17 protein-coding genes and 1 tRNA gene are annotated in these 17,695 nt (G+C 64.9%); 10 read left to right on the top strand and 8 right to left on the bottom strand.

The features are described from left to right. Window positions 1-56: 56 nt before the first annotated feature. From cgtA to rplU, 3 genes are all read right to left on the bottom strand, one after another. Window positions 57-1,148, bottom strand: coding sequence for an Obg family GTPase CgtA (gene cgtA, locus M3I53_RS29245; protein WP_254319304.1), 1,092 nt, complete (start codon window positions 1,146-1,148; stop codon window positions 57-59). 207 nt (window positions 1,149-1,355) lie between these two features. After that, entirely contained in the window at window positions 1,356-1,619 is a 264-nt protein-coding gene (rpmA, locus tag M3I53_RS29240; RefSeq protein ID WP_028207811.1) for a 50S ribosomal protein L27, read from the bottom strand. A 26-nt stretch (window positions 1,620-1,645) separates the two neighbouring features. Then, the gene (rplU, locus tag M3I53_RS29235; RefSeq protein ID WP_007180329.1) at window positions 1,646-1,957 is read right to left on the bottom strand and encodes a 50S ribosomal protein L21; all 312 of its coding nucleotides are present in this window, start codon (window positions 1,955-1,957) and stop codon (window positions 1,646-1,648) included. Between the two features lie 293 nt (window positions 1,958-2,250). On the opposite strand from rplU, the gene M3I53_RS29230 reads away from it, so the two are divergent. From M3I53_RS29230 to M3I53_RS29190, 9 genes are all read left to right on the top strand, one after another. Next, complete coding sequence (locus tag M3I53_RS29230; RefSeq protein ID WP_254319303.1) at window positions 2,251-3,243, top strand: polyprenyl synthetase family protein; 993 nt, start codon at window positions 2,251-2,253, stop codon at window positions 3,241-3,243. A gap of 37 nt (window positions 3,244-3,280) precedes the next feature. Then, window positions 3,281-3,357, top strand: a tRNA-Pro gene (locus tag M3I53_RS29225). Window positions 3,358-3,548: 191 nt separating this feature from the next. Then, window positions 3,549-4,868 carry an HlyC/CorC family transporter gene (locus M3I53_RS29220; RefSeq protein ID WP_254319302.1) on the top strand — a complete coding sequence of 440 codons (1,320 nt, stop codon included), beginning with the start codon at window positions 3,549-3,551 and terminating at the stop codon, window positions 4,866-4,868. A gap of 84 nt (window positions 4,869-4,952) precedes the next feature. Further along, a complete protein-coding gene (locus M3I53_RS29215) occupies window positions 4,953-6,239 on the top strand; it encodes a GspE/PulE family protein (protein ID WP_254319301.1) in 1,287 nt (428 codons plus the stop codon). Further along, complete coding sequence (locus tag M3I53_RS29210; RefSeq protein ID WP_254319300.1) at window positions 6,236-7,456, top strand: type II secretion system F family protein; 1,221 nt, start codon at window positions 6,236-6,238, stop codon at window positions 7,454-7,456. Before M3I53_RS29215 ends, M3I53_RS29210 begins: the two co-directional genes overlap by 4 nt. Before the next feature lie 28 nt (window positions 7,457-7,484). Then, window positions 7,485-8,402, top strand: coding sequence for an A24 family peptidase (locus M3I53_RS29205; protein ID WP_254319299.1), 918 nt, complete (start codon window positions 7,485-7,487; stop codon window positions 8,400-8,402). 4 nt (window positions 8,403-8,406) lie between these two features. Next, window positions 8,407-9,027, top strand: coding sequence for a dephospho-CoA kinase (coaE, locus tag M3I53_RS29200; RefSeq protein WP_254319298.1), 621 nt, complete (start codon window positions 8,407-8,409; stop codon window positions 9,025-9,027). Between the two features lie 128 nt (window positions 9,028-9,155). Beyond that, a complete protein-coding gene (gene zapD, locus M3I53_RS29195; protein WP_254319297.1) occupies window positions 9,156-9,911 on the top strand; it encodes a cell division protein ZapD in 756 nt (251 codons plus the stop codon). Window positions 9,912-9,960: 49 nt separating this feature from the next. Beyond that, on the top strand, window positions 9,961-10,155 hold the full coding sequence (locus tag M3I53_RS29190) for a DNA gyrase inhibitor YacG (RefSeq protein ID WP_069268498.1): 195 nt from the start codon (window positions 9,961-9,963) through the stop codon (window positions 10,153-10,155). Window positions 10,156-10,250: 95 nt separating this feature from the next. On the opposite strand, the gene mutT is transcribed toward M3I53_RS29190, so the two are convergent. The 4 genes from mutT to secA all read right to left on the bottom strand — a co-directional run bounded on the left by mutT (window position 10,251) and on the right by secA (window position 15,736). Then, window positions 10,251-10,682 (bottom strand): 8-oxo-dGTP diphosphatase MutT, encoded by a 432-nt coding sequence (gene mutT, locus M3I53_RS29185; RefSeq protein ID WP_254319296.1) that lies wholly within the window; start codon window positions 10,680-10,682, stop codon window positions 10,251-10,253. Further along, window positions 10,679-11,551: an ATP-binding protein gene (locus M3I53_RS29180; RefSeq protein WP_254319295.1), complete on the bottom strand. Its 873-nt coding sequence runs from the start codon at window positions 11,549-11,551 to the stop codon at window positions 10,679-10,681. Before M3I53_RS29180 ends, mutT begins: the two co-directional genes overlap by 4 nt. 19 nt (window positions 11,552-11,570) lie before the next feature. Continuing rightward, on the bottom strand, window positions 11,571-12,812 hold the full coding sequence (argJ, locus tag M3I53_RS29175) for a bifunctional glutamate N-acetyltransferase/amino-acid acetyltransferase ArgJ (RefSeq protein ID WP_254319294.1): 1,242 nt from the start codon (window positions 12,810-12,812) through the stop codon (window positions 11,571-11,573). Window positions 12,813-12,931: 119 nt separating this feature from the next. Next, window positions 12,932-15,736 carry a preprotein translocase subunit SecA gene (gene secA, locus M3I53_RS29170; protein WP_254319293.1) on the bottom strand — a complete coding sequence of 935 codons (2,805 nt, stop codon included), beginning with the start codon at window positions 15,734-15,736 and terminating at the stop codon, window positions 12,932-12,934. Window positions 15,737-16,080: 344 nt separating this feature from the next. Between secA and M3I53_RS29165 the strand changes: the two genes are divergently transcribed. After that, complete coding sequence (locus tag M3I53_RS29165) at window positions 16,081-16,554, top strand: DciA family protein (RefSeq protein ID WP_254319292.1); 474 nt, start codon at window positions 16,081-16,083, stop codon at window positions 16,552-16,554. A gap of 100 nt (window positions 16,555-16,654) precedes the next feature. Here the strand turns inward: M3I53_RS29165 and lpxC are convergent, their stop codons facing one another. After that, window positions 16,655-17,572, bottom strand: a complete 918-nt coding sequence (lpxC, locus tag M3I53_RS29160) for a UDP-3-O-acyl-N-acetylglucosamine deacetylase (protein ID WP_028207797.1) — start codon at window positions 17,570-17,572, stop codon at window positions 16,655-16,657. Window positions 17,573-17,695 lie beyond the last annotated feature (123 nt).

Below are 17,695 nucleotides of genomic sequence, written 5' to 3'. Positions count from 1 at the left end.
CTTGGCGCGGCCGGCGCGGCTCGCGCGCCGGCCGGTGCGACGAATTACTCCTGCGGCTACTGCGCGGTTCCGCCCTGCCCCTCGCGGAAGCGCACGTCGGAGGCGAGGTCTTCGGCTTCGGCTGCACGGCGCGCGTCCGAGTGCGAGGAGACGTAGTCATACACCGCGTAGCACAGGTTTTCGCAGCCCTGCCCCGTGAGCGCGGAAATCTCGAACACGGGACCGTCCCACTCGAAGCGCTTCACGAAGTCGGCGATACGTTCGGCTCGCTCGTCCTCCGGCACCATGTCGAGCTTGTTCAGTACGAGCCAGCGCGGCTTGTCGTAGAGCGTCTCGTCGTACTTGCGCAGTTCGCCGACGATCGCCTTCGCCTCGGCAACCGGATCGACGCTTTCGTCGAACGGCGCGAGGTCGACCAGATGCAGCAGCAGGTTCGTGCGCTGCAGATGACGCAGGAACTGGTGGCCGAGGCCCGCGCCTTCGGCGGCGCCTTCGATCAGGCCCGGAATATCGGCGATCACGAAGCTCTTGCTCGGCCCCACGCGCACCACGCCCAGATTCGGCGCGAGCGTGGTGAACGGGTAGTCGGCGATCTTGGGCTTCGCGTTCGACACCGAGGCGATGAACGTGGACTTGCCTGCGTTCGGCATGCCGAGCAGGCCGACGTCGGCCAGCACCTTCAGCTCCAGCTTGAGCATGCGGCGCTCGCCGGGCTTGCCGTCGGTCTTTTGACGCGGCGCGCGGTTCGTGGACGACTTGAAATGCAGGTTGCCGAGGCCCCCCGCGCCGCCCTTCGCGACCATCACCTGCTGCTCGTGCTCGGTCAGGTCGGCGATCAGCTCGCCCGTCTCCTGGTCCGTGATGACCGTGCCCACCGGCATGCGCAGCGTGATGTCGTCGCCGCCCTTGCCGTAGCAGTCCGAGCCGCGGCCGTTCTCGCCGTTGCGCGCCTGATGCTTCTTTGTATAGCGGTAGTCGATGAGCGTGTTGATGTTGCGGTCGCCGACGGCGTAGACGCTGCCGCCGCGCCCGCCGTCACCGCCGTCCGGCCCGCCGAACGGGACGAACTTCTCGCGTCGCATCGACGCGCTGCCATCGCCCCCATCGCCGGCGATGACTTCGATCTTCGCTTCGTCAATGAACTTCATGAGTTACTCCGTCCCGTGAATATCGATATTTTGCCCGCCATGGCCGAAACTGGCCAATCTGGCCGAACGGCCGGCAACGCGCCGCGAGTCAACGGCAGCCCGTTACGACCCCGAAAGACTACGGATAAATAAAAAGGCCCCGCAAACTTCGCGGGGCCTTCCTTGCGTCGCGTGCAGTCCGCTCGCGAGCGGTCTAAAGCTTGAGGCTCAGGCCGCTGCCGGGACGACGTTGACCAGTTGCTTGTTGGCTGCGCCCTTGATCGTGAACGCGACGTGGCCGTCGACCAGCGCGTAGAGCGTGTGGTCCTTGCCGATGCCGACGTTCAGGCCCGGGTGCATGCGCGTGCCGCGCTGGCGAACGATGATGCCGCCTGCGAGGATCGCCTGGCCGCCGTACACCTTCACGCCAAGTCGTTTCGACTCTGAGTCGCGGCCGTTACGTGACGACCCGCCTGCCTTTTTGTGTGCCATTTGTTTGCTCCTTTACCTGCGTGCGCTTACGCGTTGATCGCGTCGATGCGCAGTTCGGTGTAGTTCTGGCGGTGGCCGCCATGCTTCTGGTAGTGCTTCCGGCGACGCATCTTGAAGATGGTCACTTTGGCGTGTCGGCCTTGCGACACAACGGTGGCCTTGACGGAAGCCCCACTGACCAGCGGCGTACCGAACTTAATCGATTCGCCTTCGCCCACTGCGAGAACCTGGTCGAGCGTGATTTCTGCGTCAATGTCAGCCGGTATCTGTTCTACTTTAAGTTTTTCGCCAACGGCAACTTTGTACTGCTTGCCGCCGGTTTTTATGACCGCGTACATTGAGAACCTCACTCTTTCAATAATTTCGGGACACACTGCGCGCCCGAAACCTTAGATTATACATAGAGTTAGCTGCGCGGTCAAAAGGGTGTACGCTCCGTTGCGCGAGTGCGCGCGAGGGATCCTGGGGCCGTCAGACAGGCTCCCGGGCGATCCGCGCCGCATAGCGCCAGCATCCATGCGCCCGCCCGGGCCGCGTGAAAATAGAGGGAGCCATCAGCAGGACGGCAGCGCAGCGTCCGGCATGCTGTCGATTCGCCTTATAATCCGCGGCACTACCCCTATTTGCCATCATGTCGTCCACCGCCACCCCATCCCCCAGCGCAGCCAACCTCCTTGCCCCCATCGCCAGTGACATGGAGCAGGTGAATCGCGTCATCCGGCACAGCCTGGCGTCCGAGGTGATGCTGATCAACCAGATCTCCGAGTACATCATCGGCGCCGGCGGCAAGCGGCTGCGCCCGGCGCTCTTGCTGATGGTGGCCGGCGCGCTCGGCGACCACGGCACGGAGCGCCATGTGCTCGCGGCAGTGGTCGAGTTCATTCACACGGCCACGCTCCTGCACGACGACGTCGTCGACGAATCGGACCTGCGGCGCGGCCGCCAGACGGCCAACGCGCTGTTCGGCAACGCCGCCAGCGTGCTGGTGGGCGATTACCTGTACTCGCGCTCGTTCGAGATGATGGTGGGCGTCGGCAAGATGCGCGTGATGGAAATCCTGTCCGCTGCCACGACGATCATCTCCGAGGGTGAAGTCCTGCAACTGCTGAACATGCACGACGCCGACGTAGACACCGACCGCTACATGCAGGTGATCCGCTACAAGACCGCCAAGCTTTTCGAAGCCGCGGCGCAACTCGGCGCGGTGCTTTCGGGGGCGGATGCCAGCACCGAGGAAGCCGCGGCCGAGTACGGGCGGCGCATCGGCACGGCATTCCAGATCATGGACGACTGGCTCGACTACACGGGCACGCCTGAATCGATGGGCAAGAACGCGGGCGACGACCTTCGCGAAGGCAAACCCACGCTGCCGCTCATCTGGCTGATCGAGCACGGCACAGCTGCGGAAGCCGCGCTTGCGCGCGAAGCGATCGAGCAAGGCGGCACGACGCGCTTCGACGAAATCTTCGCGGCGATCACGCGCTCGGGCGCGCTCGAGCACACGCTGCAATGCGCGCGCACCGAGGCCCAGGCCGCCGCCGACGCGATTTCAGCGTTCCCCCCTTCCATTCACAAAGATAGCCTGCTAGAATTATGCTCTTACTCGACGACGCGCCAGTCTTGAAACAGATGAAGCGGGTTGTGGAGTCCAGCAGTCAATTCGGGGTGTAGCTTAGCCTGGTAGAGCGCTACGTTCGGGACGTAGAGGCCGGAGGTTCGAATCCTCTCACCCCGACCAGAATTCGAGAAAAACCGCGCATGCATTGCGCGGTTTTTTTTCGTCTGTCTCTCGCGTACCCGCAGCCTGTGCCGGCAACGCGCTGCGCGTCGCGCAGCCGGCAGCGGCCTTGTCCGTTCGGCCAACCGCCCTGGAACTGCGGTACCCCTCTGTTATAGTTTCCCCATCCGCCCCCCTCATTGTCTCGACGCGTGGACCACCTTCCCTTATGGGCGCAGATTTGCGCCGTGTTCGTCCTGCTCATCTGCTCCAGCTTCTTCTCCATCTCCGAAACGGCGATGATGGCGCTCAATCGCCATCGGCTCAAATACCTCGCCAACCACGGCACGCTCGGCGCGAAGACCACCCAGAAGCTGCTCGCGCGCACCGACCTGCTGCTTTCGGTGATCCTGATCGGCAACAATCTGTTCAATACGATCATCCCGGTCCTCACGACCTCGATCGCGCTCCATACCTTCGGCCGCAACAACCTCGTGCTGTCGGTCGCGACGGGCATCGTCGCGTTTCTCATCATAGTGTTCGCGGAAATCACGCCGAAGATTGTGGGCGCAACGTTTCCGGAAAAAATCGCGCTGCCTGCGAGCCTCCTGATCGCGCCGCTCATGCGTGTGACGAAGCCGATCATCTGGTTCGTCAACATGTTTGCGAACACCATCCTGCGCATCCTGCACATCAATACGCACAAGGCGCATGACCAGCGGCTCTCCACCGAGGAGTTGCGCACCATCGTGCTCGAGTCGGGCAGCTTCATGCCGACCAAGCACCGCAGCATCCTGCTCAATCTGTTCGACCTGGAGAACATCACCGTCGACGACGTGATGATTCCGCGCCGGCGCATCGAGGCGCTCGATTACGACGCCCCGCTCGAAGACATCCTGCATCAGCTCGAGACCTGCTATCACAACAAGCTGATCGTCTATCAAGGCGATATCGACCGCGTGCTTGGCGTGCTGCATGTGCGCAAGACGCTGGCCGCGCTGCACAACCAGGAATTCGAGCGCGAGACGCTGCGCGAACTGCTCACCGAGCCGTACTTCGTGCCCACCGGCACGCCCGGGTTCCAGCAACTTCAGTACTTCCAGGAAAGCCGCCATCGCATCGCGCTCGTCGTGAACGAATACGGCGAGATGGAAGGGCTCGTGACGCCCGAAGACATCATCGAGGAGCTGATCGGCGAATTCACCACGTCGATGCCGCGCAGCGGCACCGGACGCGGCGGCTGGAACGACGAAGGCGAATGCATCGTGCCGGGCAGCATGCCTCTGCGCGAACTCAATCGCTGGCTGCATATCAAGCTGCCCACCGATGGGCCCAAGACGCTCAACGGCCTGATCCTCGAAGTGCTCGAAGAAATTCCCGAAGGCGACGTGTGCCTGCAGATCGGTGACGTGAAGCTGGAAGTGCTGCGCAGCGACGACCAGGCCGTCCGCACGGTCAAGCTCTTCAAGCCCGGCGCCAAGCCGCGCCAGGGCACGCTGCAAAAGGCGAAGAAGCTGCTGCCGGGACGCTAGCCGTTCGGCCAGGTGGCGGCGCAGTGCGCCGCGCGCCATGATGAAGGCGTCATCTGTTAGAGGCGGCTTCGCGCCGGCATGCCGATGCTTTCTACTCCTTATCGTGCGCGACCTTGCGCCGCCGCAGCTGCCGAAGGCGGTGCGGGCGGTGGAGCAACGGCGCGCACACCTCCTCCTGCCTCCGCACCGCAGGTCGACGACGCACCCGCCGTTCGCCTGCTCTCCGAAACGCTGCGCGAAGCCGCGCGGCGCAATGCCTCCGATCTGCACATCGAGCCGATGGAACACGGCTGGCGCGTGCGTCTGCGCATCGACGGCGTACTGCACGAAATGGCGCGGCCGCCGGCGCATCTGCGCGATGCGTTCGTCACGCGCATCAAGGTGCTCGCGCGCATGGACATCGCCGAGCGGCGCATTCCGCAGGACGGCAGGCTGCGGCTCGCACCCTCGGCGGCGTCGCGAGCCGCCGAGGACTATCGCGTGAATTCGCTGCCCACGCTGCACGGCGAAAAGCTCGTGTTGCGCAGGCTCGAAGCGCTTCCCGCCGATCTGTCGCTTGCCGAACTCGGGCTCGATGAAGCGCAACAGCACGCAGTCGCCGAAGCGATCGGCGCCCCGCATGGTCTTGTCCTCGTCACGGGCCCCACCGGCAGCGGCAAGACGCTCTCGCTCTACTGTTTCCTGCAACGGCTCAACGGCACGGCGCGCAATCTCTGCTCGGTGGAAGATCCCGCCGAAATCCAGCTCGCGGGCATCAATCAGGTCAACGTGCGCGAGAAGGCCGGGCTCACCTTTGCAGTGGCACTGCGTGCCCTGCTGCGCCAGGACCCGGACGTCATCATGATCGGCGAAATTCGCGACGAAGAGACCGCCAGCGTGGCCGTCAAGGCGGCGCAGACCGGCCATCTCGTCCTCTCGACCGTGCACACGAACGACGCCAGCGCGGCCTGCGCACGGCTCGTCGACATCGGCGTCGAACCGTACAACCTGGCGGGCTCGCTTCGGCTCATCACGGCCCAACGTCTCGTGCGGCGGCTATGCCCGCAGTGCCGCGTACGCGGCGAAGCTTCGCCGGCGGCGCTCGTCGCGGCGGGACTGAACGCGCACGACGGCGACATGATGCAGCCTTATGTCGCGCGCGGCTGCGACGCTTGCCACGGCATCGGCTATCGCGGCCGCGTGGGGATTCACGAAGTGTTGCCGATCTCGGAGACCATACGCGAGCTGATCGTCACGGCGCGCGGCGCGCACGAAATCGCTCGCGAAGCACGCAGAAGCGGCGTGGCAACCTTGCGCGACGCGGCGCTCGCATGCGTGCGCGACGGCACCACGAGTCTCACCGAAGCGCTTGGCGCTACGGACACTCCATGAGCACCGCGCGCGCCCATCGCGGCCCATCCGAGTGGCGCTTCGCGTGGCGCGGTCTCGACGCATCGGGCGCGACGAAGCGTGGCACGGTGATCGCGCTCGACGCCACGGCTGTGCGCGTCGCGCTCAAGCGCGAGCGCATCACCGTGCTCGCCATCGAGCGCAGATCGAACGCGGGCGCGCCCAGGGCAAGCCACACGGACGTCACGCGTTTTACACGTCAGCTCGCGAGCCTCCTGCGTGCCGGCCTGCCGCTTGCGAACGCGCTCGAGCTGCTCGCGCTCTCACCGGGGCCGAACGGCATGCCGCGCATTGCCTCGGCGCTCGCGCGCGACATCGCCGGCGGCCTGCGCTTTGCCGAGTCGCTCGCGCAACATCCGGCGCGCTTCAACGCGCTGTATTGCCAGCTCGTCGCCGTTGGCGAAGCCTCGGGTGCGCTCGCCGCCGTACTCGGGCGCCTCGCCGACGACCGCGAGCGTGCCGCGGCGCAGCGCGCCAAAGTGCGCGCCGCGCTCGCCTACCCTGTCGCGGTGCTGCTGCTCGCGTTTGTCATTACGGCGGCGTTGCTGGTCTGGGTCGTGCCCACGTTCAAGCAGATCTTCGACGGCTTCGGCGCCGCCCTGCCCGCGCCCACGCAGTTCGTGCTGATGCTCTCGGCGGGCGCCGCGCGCTGGAGCGTGCCGGCCGCCGTAGCTGCAGCCACCGGCACGCTCGCCCTGCAAGCGGCTTTGCGCCGCTCGGAAACCGCACGCATCGCGTTCGGACGCACGCTGCTGAAGCTCCCGCTTTGCGGCGCGCTGCTCACCACGCTGTGCGCCGCCCGCTGGAGCCGTGCGCTCGGCACGCTGCTCGCCGCCGGCACACCACTCGCCGACGCCTTCGATTCGCTCGCGCACGCAAGCGGCAACGCATTCTTCGATCGCGCGAGCGCAGGCATTAGCGAGCGCCTGCGGCACGGCGAGCGGCTCGCCGCAGCCATGCGTGCGGCGGGATGCTTTCCGGCCGATGTGGTTCAGCCCGTTGCGGTCGCGGAAGAATCGGGCGCGCTCGACGCGATGTTGCTCGATGTGGCCTCGCTCGCCGACCGTCAGGTCGACGAAAAGATCGCGCTCGTGTCGAGCCTGTGCGAGCCGCTCGTGATCGTCGTACTCGGTGCGCTGGTCGGCGGCCTCGTCGTTGCGATGTATCTTCCCATTATTCAACTGGGCAACGTGGTGTAGGATCGCTGCCAGATTCCGGTTCCATCTCATGCCCGTCCAACTCCTGTCCGCGCCCGATACCGCAACGCCGCTCGCAGCCGCTCTCGCCGGTCTGCCATTCGGCGTGCTCATGGTCTTCGCCATTGCGTTCGGGCTCGTCATCGGCAGCTTTCTCAACGTCGTCGTGCACCGGCTGCCGCTCATGCTGGAGCGCGCGTGGCGCGCCGATGTGGCCGAAGCGACCGGCACGCCCGGTCCGCTCTTCGAAGAAGACGGGCTGCCCGCGCGCTACAACCTCTGGCTCCCACGCAGCGCGTGCCCGCACTGCGGCCACGTCTTGCGCGCCTGGGAAAACATCCCTGTGCTCAGTTGGGTCGCGCTGCGCGGGCGCTGCTCGCACTGTCATGCGCGCGTGAGCGTGCGCTACCCGCTCATCGAGATCGCGGGCGCTGCCTGCGCGGCCGGCGCACTGCTCGCCTTCGGGCCCAGCGGCAAGGCGCTCGCCGCCTTCGTGCTGTGCGCCACGCTCATCGCCGCAAGCGCCATCGACCTCGAACACCAGATGCTGCACGACGAGATCACGCAGCCGCTGCTGTGGGCCGGGTTGCTGGTCAATTTTGCCGGCACCTTCGTCACGCTGCGTGAAGCGGTGATCGGTGCGGTCGCGGGTTATCTGGCGCTCTGGTGCGTCTACTGGGTCTTCAGGCTGTTGCGTGGCGTCGAAGGCATGGGCCACGGCGACTTCAAACTGCTCGCCGCGCTCGGCGCATGGCTCGGCTGGAGCGCGCTGCCGCAGATCGTCGTGATCGCTGCAGTGGCCGGCGCGCTCGTCGGCATCATCGCTACGCTGACGGGACGTATGCGTTTCGAGGAGCCGCTGCCGTTCGGCCCGTATCTGGCCGCTGGCGCGCTCGTCACATTGTTTGCGGGCACACCGCTCTATGGCGTATTTGCGTGGGGGAACTGATCAAATGTTCGCGGTCGGCTTGACGGGTGGCATCGGCAGCGGCAAGTCCACGGTCGCGGATGGCTTTGCCGCGCGCGGCGTGACGATCGTCGACACCGATCTCATCGCGCATCGCATTACCGCGCCGCACGGTGTCGCGATGGCGCAGATCGCCGCGGAATTCGGCCCTGAATTCGTCGCGCCGGACGGCTCGATGGACCGCGCGCGCATGCGCACGCTCGTGTTTGGCGACGAGTCCGCGCGCAAGCGACTCGAGGCCATCACGCACCCGCTGATCCGCTCCGAAACCGAACGCGAAACGCGAGAGGCCAGCGGCCCTTATGTCATTGTGGTCGTGCCCTTGCTCGTGGAGTCGGGTACCTGGAAAACGCGCGTCGATCGCGTGCTCACCGTCGATTGCAGCGTGGAAACGCAGATCGAGCGCGTCATGCGCCGCAACGGTTTCACACGTGAGCAAGTGCTCGCAATCATCGCGCGGCAGGCCACGCGCGAAGCGCGCCTCGCGGCCGCCGACAACGTGGTGGTGAACGACAACGGCGCGACGCTCGAATCGCTCGATCACGACGTCGACGCATTGCATCAGACGTATCTCGGGCTCGCTGCCGCAAAGGCCAGCCAAGCGTAAAACGCGCCATCGCCGCGCGATTAGCGGGTCACATCGGGATAGCGCCGGGCCGGCGCGATTGCGACCGTAGTCCCACGGCATTAGAATGTCCTGCAATCCGTCACCCACCACGCCCGAGGCGAGCGCGCTTGATTCTTTACGAGTATCCCTTCAACGAGCGAATCCGGACGCTGCTGCGCCTCGAAGACCTGTTCGAGCGCTTCACGTTTTTCCTGACCCAGGAGGATCCGAGGGAACATCACGTCGCGCTCACGACGCTCTTCGAAATCGCCGAAGTCGCAGGCCGCGCCGACCTGAAGTCGGATCTCATGAAGGAACTCGAGCGACAGCGCCAAACGCTCGCGCCGTTCCGCGGCAACCCTGGCATCGAGCAGAATGCGCTCGAAACCGTGCTGGGCGAGATCGAGCACACGCTCGCCGGCCTCACGCAGATGCAAGGCAAGACGGGCCAGCATCTGATGGACAACGAGTGGCTCACGAGCATTCGCAGCCGCGCGATCATTCCCGGCGGCACCTGCAAGTTCGATCTGCCGTCGTATTACGCCTGGCAGCAGTTGCACGCCGATCAGCGCCGTCAGGACATCGCGAAATGGGTCACGCCGCTGCTGCCGCTGCGCGATGCCGCCGCCATCGTGCTGCGCCTCGCGCGCGAGTCGGGCCAGGCGTCGAAGGTGATGGCAATGCAGGGCAGCTATCAGCAGATGCTGTCTGGCCGTGCCTACCAGCTCATGCAGGTCCGCGTGGCACCGGAATTGCGCATGATCCCCGAAGCGAGCGCCAACAAGTACATGCTGTGGGTGCGCTTCACCGTGCAGGATGGCGATCTGCGGCCGCGAGCCGTCGATCACGACGTGCCGTTCCAGCTCACGCTGTGTAGCCTCTGAAAGCAAACGCGTCGCCAAGCCAGACTCAACGCAAACCAAGTTCTATCGCATGACCACTGTCGTCAAATGTCCGAGCTGCGGCAAGGAAGTCCGCTGGGTGCCGGAGAACCGCTTCCGGCCGTTCTGCTCCGAGCGTTGCAAGCAAATGGATCTCGGCGCATGGGCCGCCGAAAAGTACCGCATTGGCGGCGCCGACGACGAAACGCCGCCGGAAGACGCGCCGCCCACGGATACGCGCCAATAGCGATTAAAGCGCCGCGACGCGCTTGCGCCGGACGAAAAAAAGGCCGCTGTGCATCGCACACAGCGGCCTTTTGCATCGTAATCGTCCGCAGGGCGTTACTCCGCGGCAAGCCACTCCAGCACGGGAATCGTCGCGGGCAAGAGCGGCTCCACGCTCGCCGGCAGTGACTGCCAGACGAACGCCTGGCCTTCGCGCCCATGCGGCTCGCCGGTCCACTCGGTCACCTTGCAGAAGTAGAGCCGCACATAGGCGTGCGGGTAATCGTGTTCGAGCGTGTGCCACAGGTGACACGCCTTCACGTCGATGCCCAGTTCCTCGTGCAACTCGCGCGCAAGCGCCGCTTCGACGCTCTCGCCCGCTTCAAGCTTGCCGCCCGGAAACTCCCAGTAGCCTGCATACGGCTTGCCTTCGGGGCGCTGCGCGAGCAGGTAGCGGCCATCGGGCTGCACCAGCACGCCTACCGCGACTTCCGTCACGGGGCGCGTCTTTCCGGAAGCATCGTTTGCAGTGTTGGCCTCCACTCTCATGCCTCTTGCGCCTTCTTGCCCGACCAGTCGCGTGCGAATTGCCATGCCACGCGGCCCGAACGCGAGCCGCGCTCGAGCGCCCAGACGAGTGCGTCGCCGCGCGCCGATTCGACTTCGGCGTCGTCGCAGCCGAAATGGCGCAGCCAGTGGCCGACGATCGTCAGATAGTCGTCCTGCTTGAACGGATAGAAGCTCACCCAAAGGCCGAAGCGCTCGGACAGCGAGATCTTCTCTTCCACCACTTCGCCCGGATGAATCTCGCCGTCGGGCATGTGCTTGTACGTCTCGTTGTCGCTCATGTACTCGGGCAGCAGATGGCGCCGGTTCGAGGTCGCGTAGATCAGCACGTTGTCCGACTGCGCGGCCACCGAACCGTCCAGCGCCACCTTCAGCGCCTTGTAGCCCGATTCGCCTTCCTCGAACGAGAGGTCGTCGCAGAACACGATGAAGCGCTCGGGCCGCGTCGAGATGAGATCGACGATATCGCCGAGGTCATGCAGATCGTCCTTGTCGACTTCGATCAGGCGCAGGCCCTCTTGCGCGTACGCGTTCAGGCAGGCCTTGATCAGCGACGACTTGCCGGTGCCGCGCGCGCCGGTGAGAAGCACGTTGTTCGCGGGCTTCTTCTGTACGAACTGGCGCGTGTTGCGGTCGATGAGATCTTTCTGCCGGTCGATGTTCTGCAGGTCGTCGAGCGAGATCAGCGAGATCGCGGGAACCGGCTGCAGGAAGCCGCGCCCCTGGCGCTTGCGCCAGCGAAACGCGACAGCCCCGTTCCAGTCGACATCGGGTGCCGAGGGCGGCAACACGGCTTCGAGGCGGCCGAGCAGCGCTTCGGCGCGGGTCAGAAACTGTTCGAGCTTGTCCATGTAGTAAAGGCGCTTGAAATCAGGAGCGGTAATCGGCGTTGATGCTCACGTAGTCGTGCGAGAGGTCGCAGGTCCAGATCGTGGCCTGCGCGTCGCCGCGGCCCAGCAGCACGCGAATCAGGATCTCGCTCTTCTTCATGACGCGCTGACCGTCTTCTTCGCGGTAAGCCGGGTTGCGTCCGCCCGCTTTCGCCACGAGCACATCGTCGAGATACAGGTCGATCTTGTCGACGTCGAGGTCCGTCACGCCGGCATAGCCGATCGCAGCGAGGATACGGCCGAGGTTGGGGTCCGATGCGTAGAACGCCGTCTTCACGAGCGGCGAATGGCCGATCGCATACGCGATCTGGCGGCACTCGGCCACATCCTTGCCGCCTTCCACCTGCACGGTCATGAACTTGGTCGCGCCTTCGCCATCGCGCACGATGAGGTGCGAGAGTTCCTGGGCGACGGCCGTCACGGCGTCGCGCAGCGCGGCGTAGGCGGGCGTGTCAGTCGAGGTGATCGCCGGCAGGCTCGACTTGCCCGAGGCGATCATGATGAACGAGTCGTTGGTGGAGGTATCACCGTCGATGGTGACGCAGTTGAACGAGCGGTCGGCCACGTACTTCACGAGCTCGTCGAGCACGGGCTGAGCAACGTTCGCGTCGAAGGCCAGGAAGCCGAGCATGGTTGCCATGTTCGGCTTGATCATGCCCGCGCCCTTGCTGATGCCCGTGAACGTGACGGTGTGGCCGTCCACCGTGACCTGACGCGACACGGCCTTAGGCAGCGTGTCGGTCGTCATGATGGCCTGCGCGGCGTCATACCAGTTCGCGGCCTTGCGGTTCTCCAGCGCGGCGGGAAGGCCCGCCTTCAGGCGGTCGATGGGCAGCGGCTCGAGAATCACGCCGGTCGAGAACGGCAGCACCTGCGAGGACTCGAGGCCGGCAAGGCGCGCGAGTTCATCGCAGGTCTCGCGTGCGTGTTTCATGCCCGGCTCGCCGGTGCCCGCGTTCGCGTTGCCGGTGTTCACCACCAGCGCGCGAATAGCCTTGCCGCCGGCGCGCACCTTCGCGAGATGTTCGCGGCACACCGTCACCGGTGCGGCACAGAAGCGGTTCAGCGTGAATACGCCGGCCACGCTCGCGCCTTCGTCGACGGAAATCACCAGGACGTCCTTGCGATTGGGCTTGCGGATGTTGGCTTCCGCCCAGCCGAGCGTCACGCCGGCGACCGGATGAAGTTGAGCGGGATCAATCGAGGGGAAATTGACAGCCATGGTGGCGACCTGTCGAAATGGCGATGCCGGCCAGGGCGCTGAGCCTGGCCGGCATCGGGATTCAAAACGCAAGGCCCGCCATGGGAAGCGGGCCACCGGAATCTACGTTCAAGCCTGCGTCACGCGATCTTGCCGTGACACTGCTTGTACTTCTTGCCGCTGCCGCACGGGCACGGATCGTTGCGGCCCACCTTCGGCAGTTCGCTGCCCACCGGCGGCGTATGGCTCATGGCCGCGCCCACCATTGCGGCGGCGGCATCGGCGGCCACCGGTGCGGCAGCCGCGGGCGCCGGCGCCGCGTCGGCTTCGGCGAATTCGGCATGGCGGAACTCGACGTTCTCGACATGATGACCCTGCTCTTCGATCTGCTCGGCCGCCTGTTCGAGCTGCTCCGGCGACTGGATCTGCACGTTCATCACGATACGCGTGACTTCGAGCTTCACGGCTTCGAGCATCGCGGCGAACAGTTCGAACGCCTCGCGCTTGTACTCCTGCTTCGGGTTCTTCTGCGCATAACCGCGCAGATGGATGCCTTGACGCAGATGGTCGAGCGCCGCGAGGTGTTCGCGCCAGCTGCGGTCGAGCGTTTGCAGCATGACCGAGCGTTCGAACGCGCTGAACGATTCGCGGCCCACGAGCGCGACCTTCTGCTCGTACGCTTCATCGCCGGCCGCGAGCACGGCTTCGAGAATTTCGTCGGCGTCGATCGACGACGACTCGTTGATCATCTCCTGGATCGCGAGGTCGAGCTGCCACTCATTGCGCAGCACTTCTTCGAGCTCGGGCACGTCCCACTGCTCTTCGATACTGCCGTGCGGCACGAACTGGCGCACGATGTCGGTGATCACGCCATGACGCATCGCGCCGATCGTTTCGGTGATGTCATGCGCTTCGAGCAATTCGTTGCGCTGCTGGTAGATCACCTTGCGCTGATCGTTCGAGACGTCGTCGTATTCGAGCAGCTGCTTGCGGATGTCGAAGTTGCGCGCTTCGACCTTGCGCTGCGCCGATTCGATCGAACGCGTGACGATACCCGCCTCGATCGCCTCGCCCTCCGGCATCTTCAGGCGGTCCATGATCGCGCGCACGCGGTCGCCCGCGAAAATGCGCAGCAGCGGGTCTTCGAGCGAGAGATAGAAACGCGACGAACCCGGGTCGCCCTGACGGCCCGCACGGCCGCGCAACTGGTTGTCGATCCGGCGCGACTCGTGACGCTCGGTGCCGATGATGTGCAGACCGCCCGCGGCCTTCACCTGATCGTGCAGCGTCTGCCACTCGTCACTCAGTTGCTGGATGCGGCGCGCCTTTTCGTCGGCGGGGATGGCGTCGTCAGCTTCGATGAACGAGGCCTGCTTTTCGGCATTGCCGCCCAGCACGATGTCGGTACCGCGACCCGCCATGTTGGTGGCGATGGTCACACGCTTCGGACGGCCCGCTTCGGCAACGATCGCGGCTTCCCGCGCGTGCTGCTTGGCGTTGAGCACTTCGTGCGGCAAACCGGCTTTGGTCAGCAGGTTCGAGAGCAGTTCCGAGTTCTCGATCGACGTCGTGCCCACGAGCACCGGCTGACCGCGCTCGTAACAATCGCGGATATCGCGAATGACGGCGTCGTAACGCTCCTTCGCGGTCTTGTAGATCTGGTCCTGCTTGTCGATCCGCTTGGGCGTGCGGTTTGTCGGGACCACGACCGTTTCGAGACCGTAGATCTCGTTGAATTCGTACGCTTCGGTGTCGGCCGTACCCGTCATGCCCGAGAGCTTCGCGTACATGCGGAAATAGTTCTGGAACGTGATCGAAGCGAGCGTCTGGTTCTCGCTCTGGATCTTCACGTGTTCCTTCGCTTCCACGGCCTGGTGCAGGCCGTCCGACCAGCGGCGGCCGGCCATCAGGCGGCCGGTGAATTCGTCGACGATGATGACTTCGCCGTTCTGCACCACGTAGTGCTGGTCCTTGAAGAACAGCGTGTGGGCGCGCAGCGCGGCGTACACGTGGTGCATCAGCGTGATGTTCTGCGGCGCGTAGAGGCTTTCGCCCTGGCCGATCAGGCCCCACTCGGCGAGCATGCGCTCGGCCTTCTCGTGACCCGACTCGGTGAGGAACACCTGGCGCGCCTTCTCGTCGAGCGTGTAGTCGCCCGGCTTTTCCACGCCTGTGCCATCGGCCTTCTCTTCGCCGATCTGCTGCTCGAGCAGCGGCGGCAGCGCGTTCATGCGCACGTAGAGTTCGGTGTGGTCTTCGGCCTGGCCCGAGATGATGAGCGGCGTACGCGCTTCGTCGATCAGGATCGAGTCCACCTCGTCGACCACGGCGAAGTTCAGCGCACGCTGCACGCGCGCCTCGGTCTCGTAGACCATGTTGTCGCGCAGGTAGTCGAAGCCGAACTCGTTGTTCGTGCCGTAGGTGATGTCCGCGGCGTAAGCTTCCTGCTTCATCGCGTGATCCATCTGCGACAGATTGATGCCGACGGACAGACCGAGGAAGTTATAGAGGCGCGCCATCCATTCGGCATCGCGCTGCGCGAGGTAGTCGTTCACCGTCACGACGTGCACACCGCGGCCCGACAGCGCATTCAAGTAGACGGGCAGCGTGGCGACGAGCGTCTTGCCTTCGCCGGTCCGCATTTCAGCGATCTTGCCGTAATGCAGCACCATGCCGCCGATCAGTTGCACGTCGAAGTGGCGCATCTTCAGCACGCGCTTGCTTGCCTCGCGGCAAACGGCGAACGCCTCGGGCAGCAGTTCGTCGAGCGAGGTGCCATTGGCCACGCGCTCGCGGAACTCGACCGTCTTCGCGCGCAGTTGCTCGTCGGTGTATTGCTCGATCTTCGGTTCGAGCGCGTTGATCGCCGCGACCGTCTTCTGATATTGCTTGATCAGGCGCTGATTGCGGCTGCCAAAGATTTTCTGTAAGAAACCGGTGGTCATCGGATCGGTGTCTGCGTCGCGGCTTCGGCCGGGATTCCTGAGGGTGGGTTCAGCGGGTTGTGCAGGATGTGCACTACGCATCCGGACCGGAGGGACCTCGGCGGCTTTAGCCCAAAATGGTGGATTCGAATCGGGCATTTTAGCACGCGCCCTCTCACCCGCCTGTGTCAGCGCAAAGACGGCTCTGGCGCGCGCGGTGCCCGCGCGGAGGGCCTTCCCGCCGTGCGGCGAGGGGCCGCGATGCGGCCCTGGCCGAATGGCCTGAAGGCGCTTGGATGAGTGGTGCGCAGGCTACAATGACGGCATCGCAGTCGCGCCTGCGCGCTCGCCCATCCATACGCCACATGAGCCGTTTTTCGCCGTTTTCAAGGTCCAGGGGACCACGCGCCCCCCAGCCGCTCGCTGAAGTGCTGAGCCGCACGGACGCGTTCGCGCCGCTGCGCGCCGGCGTCGAGCAGATCGCGGCGATCCAGCGCGACCTGAACGCGCTGCTGCCCGACTATCTCGCGGCGAGCGTCGAGCCCGGCTTCATCAAGGACGGCACGCTGGCCCTGTTCACCGCGCACAACGCGCTCGCCGCGCGGCTGCGGCATCTGGAACCGCGGCTCGTGACCGACCTGCAGGCACGCGGCTGGGCGTTGAACAGCGTGCGCATCCGCGTGCGCCCCCAAGCCGTGAAAGATCCCGCACCGCCCAAGCAGGCGCGCATGACGCCAGCAGGCGCCGCAGCGCTCCAGGCGCTGAGCGAATCACTCGAGGCCTCGCCGCTGCAGGCCGCCCTCGCGAAGATGGCGGCGCGCCACGCGAAAAAGCGCTAATCCGGCGCGCCCAAATCTCACGAAACCGCGCAACAAAACCGCGCAAAAAGAAAAAGGGCAGCATAAAGCTGCCCTTTTTCTGCCAAATCGCGCTCGAGACTCAAGCGAAAGCGGTCTGCGCCTCGTAGCCGAAGCCGCGCGGCGCCTTCTGCGGATCGTCGAACGTGACGATCTCGTAGGCGTCCTCATTCGCGAGCAGCTCGCGCAGCAGCGCGTTGTTCAGGCCGTGGCCCGACTTGTATGCATCGTACGCCGCCAGCAGCGGATGGCCGACCACGTAGAGGTCGCCGATCGCGTCGAGCATCTTGTGCTTCACGAACTCGTCGTCGTAGCGCAGGCCGTCGTTGTTCAGAATACGGTACTCGTCCAGCACGATCGCGTTGTCCATGCTGCCGCCGCGCGCGAGGCCCAGTTCGCGCATCATCTCGACTTCGTGCGCGAAGCCGAACGTGCGGGCGCGCGCGATTTCGCGCACGTACGAGGTATTCGCGAAGTCCACTTCGAGCGCCTGGCCCGTCTTGTCGACGGCCGGGTGGCGGAAGTCGATCGTGAACTTGAGCTTGAAGCCGAAGTAAGGCTCGAGACGTGCGAACTTGTCGCCGTCGCGGATCTCCACCGGCTTCTTGACCTTGATGAACTTCTTCGGAGCGTTCTGCTCTTCGATACCGGCCGACTGGATCAGGAACACGAACGAAGCCGCGCTGCCGTCCATGATCGGAATTTCCTCGGCGGTCACATCCACGTAGAGGTTGTCGATGCCAAGGCCTGCGCAGGCGGACATGAGGTGCTCGATCGTCGAGACACGTGCGCCGTCTTTCTGCAGCACCGAGGCGAGGCGCGTATCGCCAATCGCCATCGCCGATGCGGGGATATCCACCGGCGTCGGCAAATCCACGCGCGAAAACACGATGCCCGTGTTCGGCGCCGCCGGACGGAGCGTCAGGTCGACCTTGCGCCCCGAATGCAGGCCGATGCCGACTGTCTTCACGATTGATTTGATGGTTCGCTGCTTCAACATGGTCTTCTTGCTCATTGAAAATCCCAATCGGGACTTTTTAAGTCATAGCACGAATTATACTCCAGTTGCGCCGAGTTCGTCGTTTTCACCAGCGTGACAAACTGTTTCCCCCGTGTTACCAGA

Source organism: Paraburkholderia sp. CNPSo 3272 (genome assembly GCF_024206495.1).
Lineage (GTDB): Bacteria > Pseudomonadota > Gammaproteobacteria > Burkholderiales > Burkholderiaceae > Paraburkholderia.
Note: the sequence above shows the minus strand (reverse complement) of the source record. Positions and strands in the feature narration are given on the sequence as shown.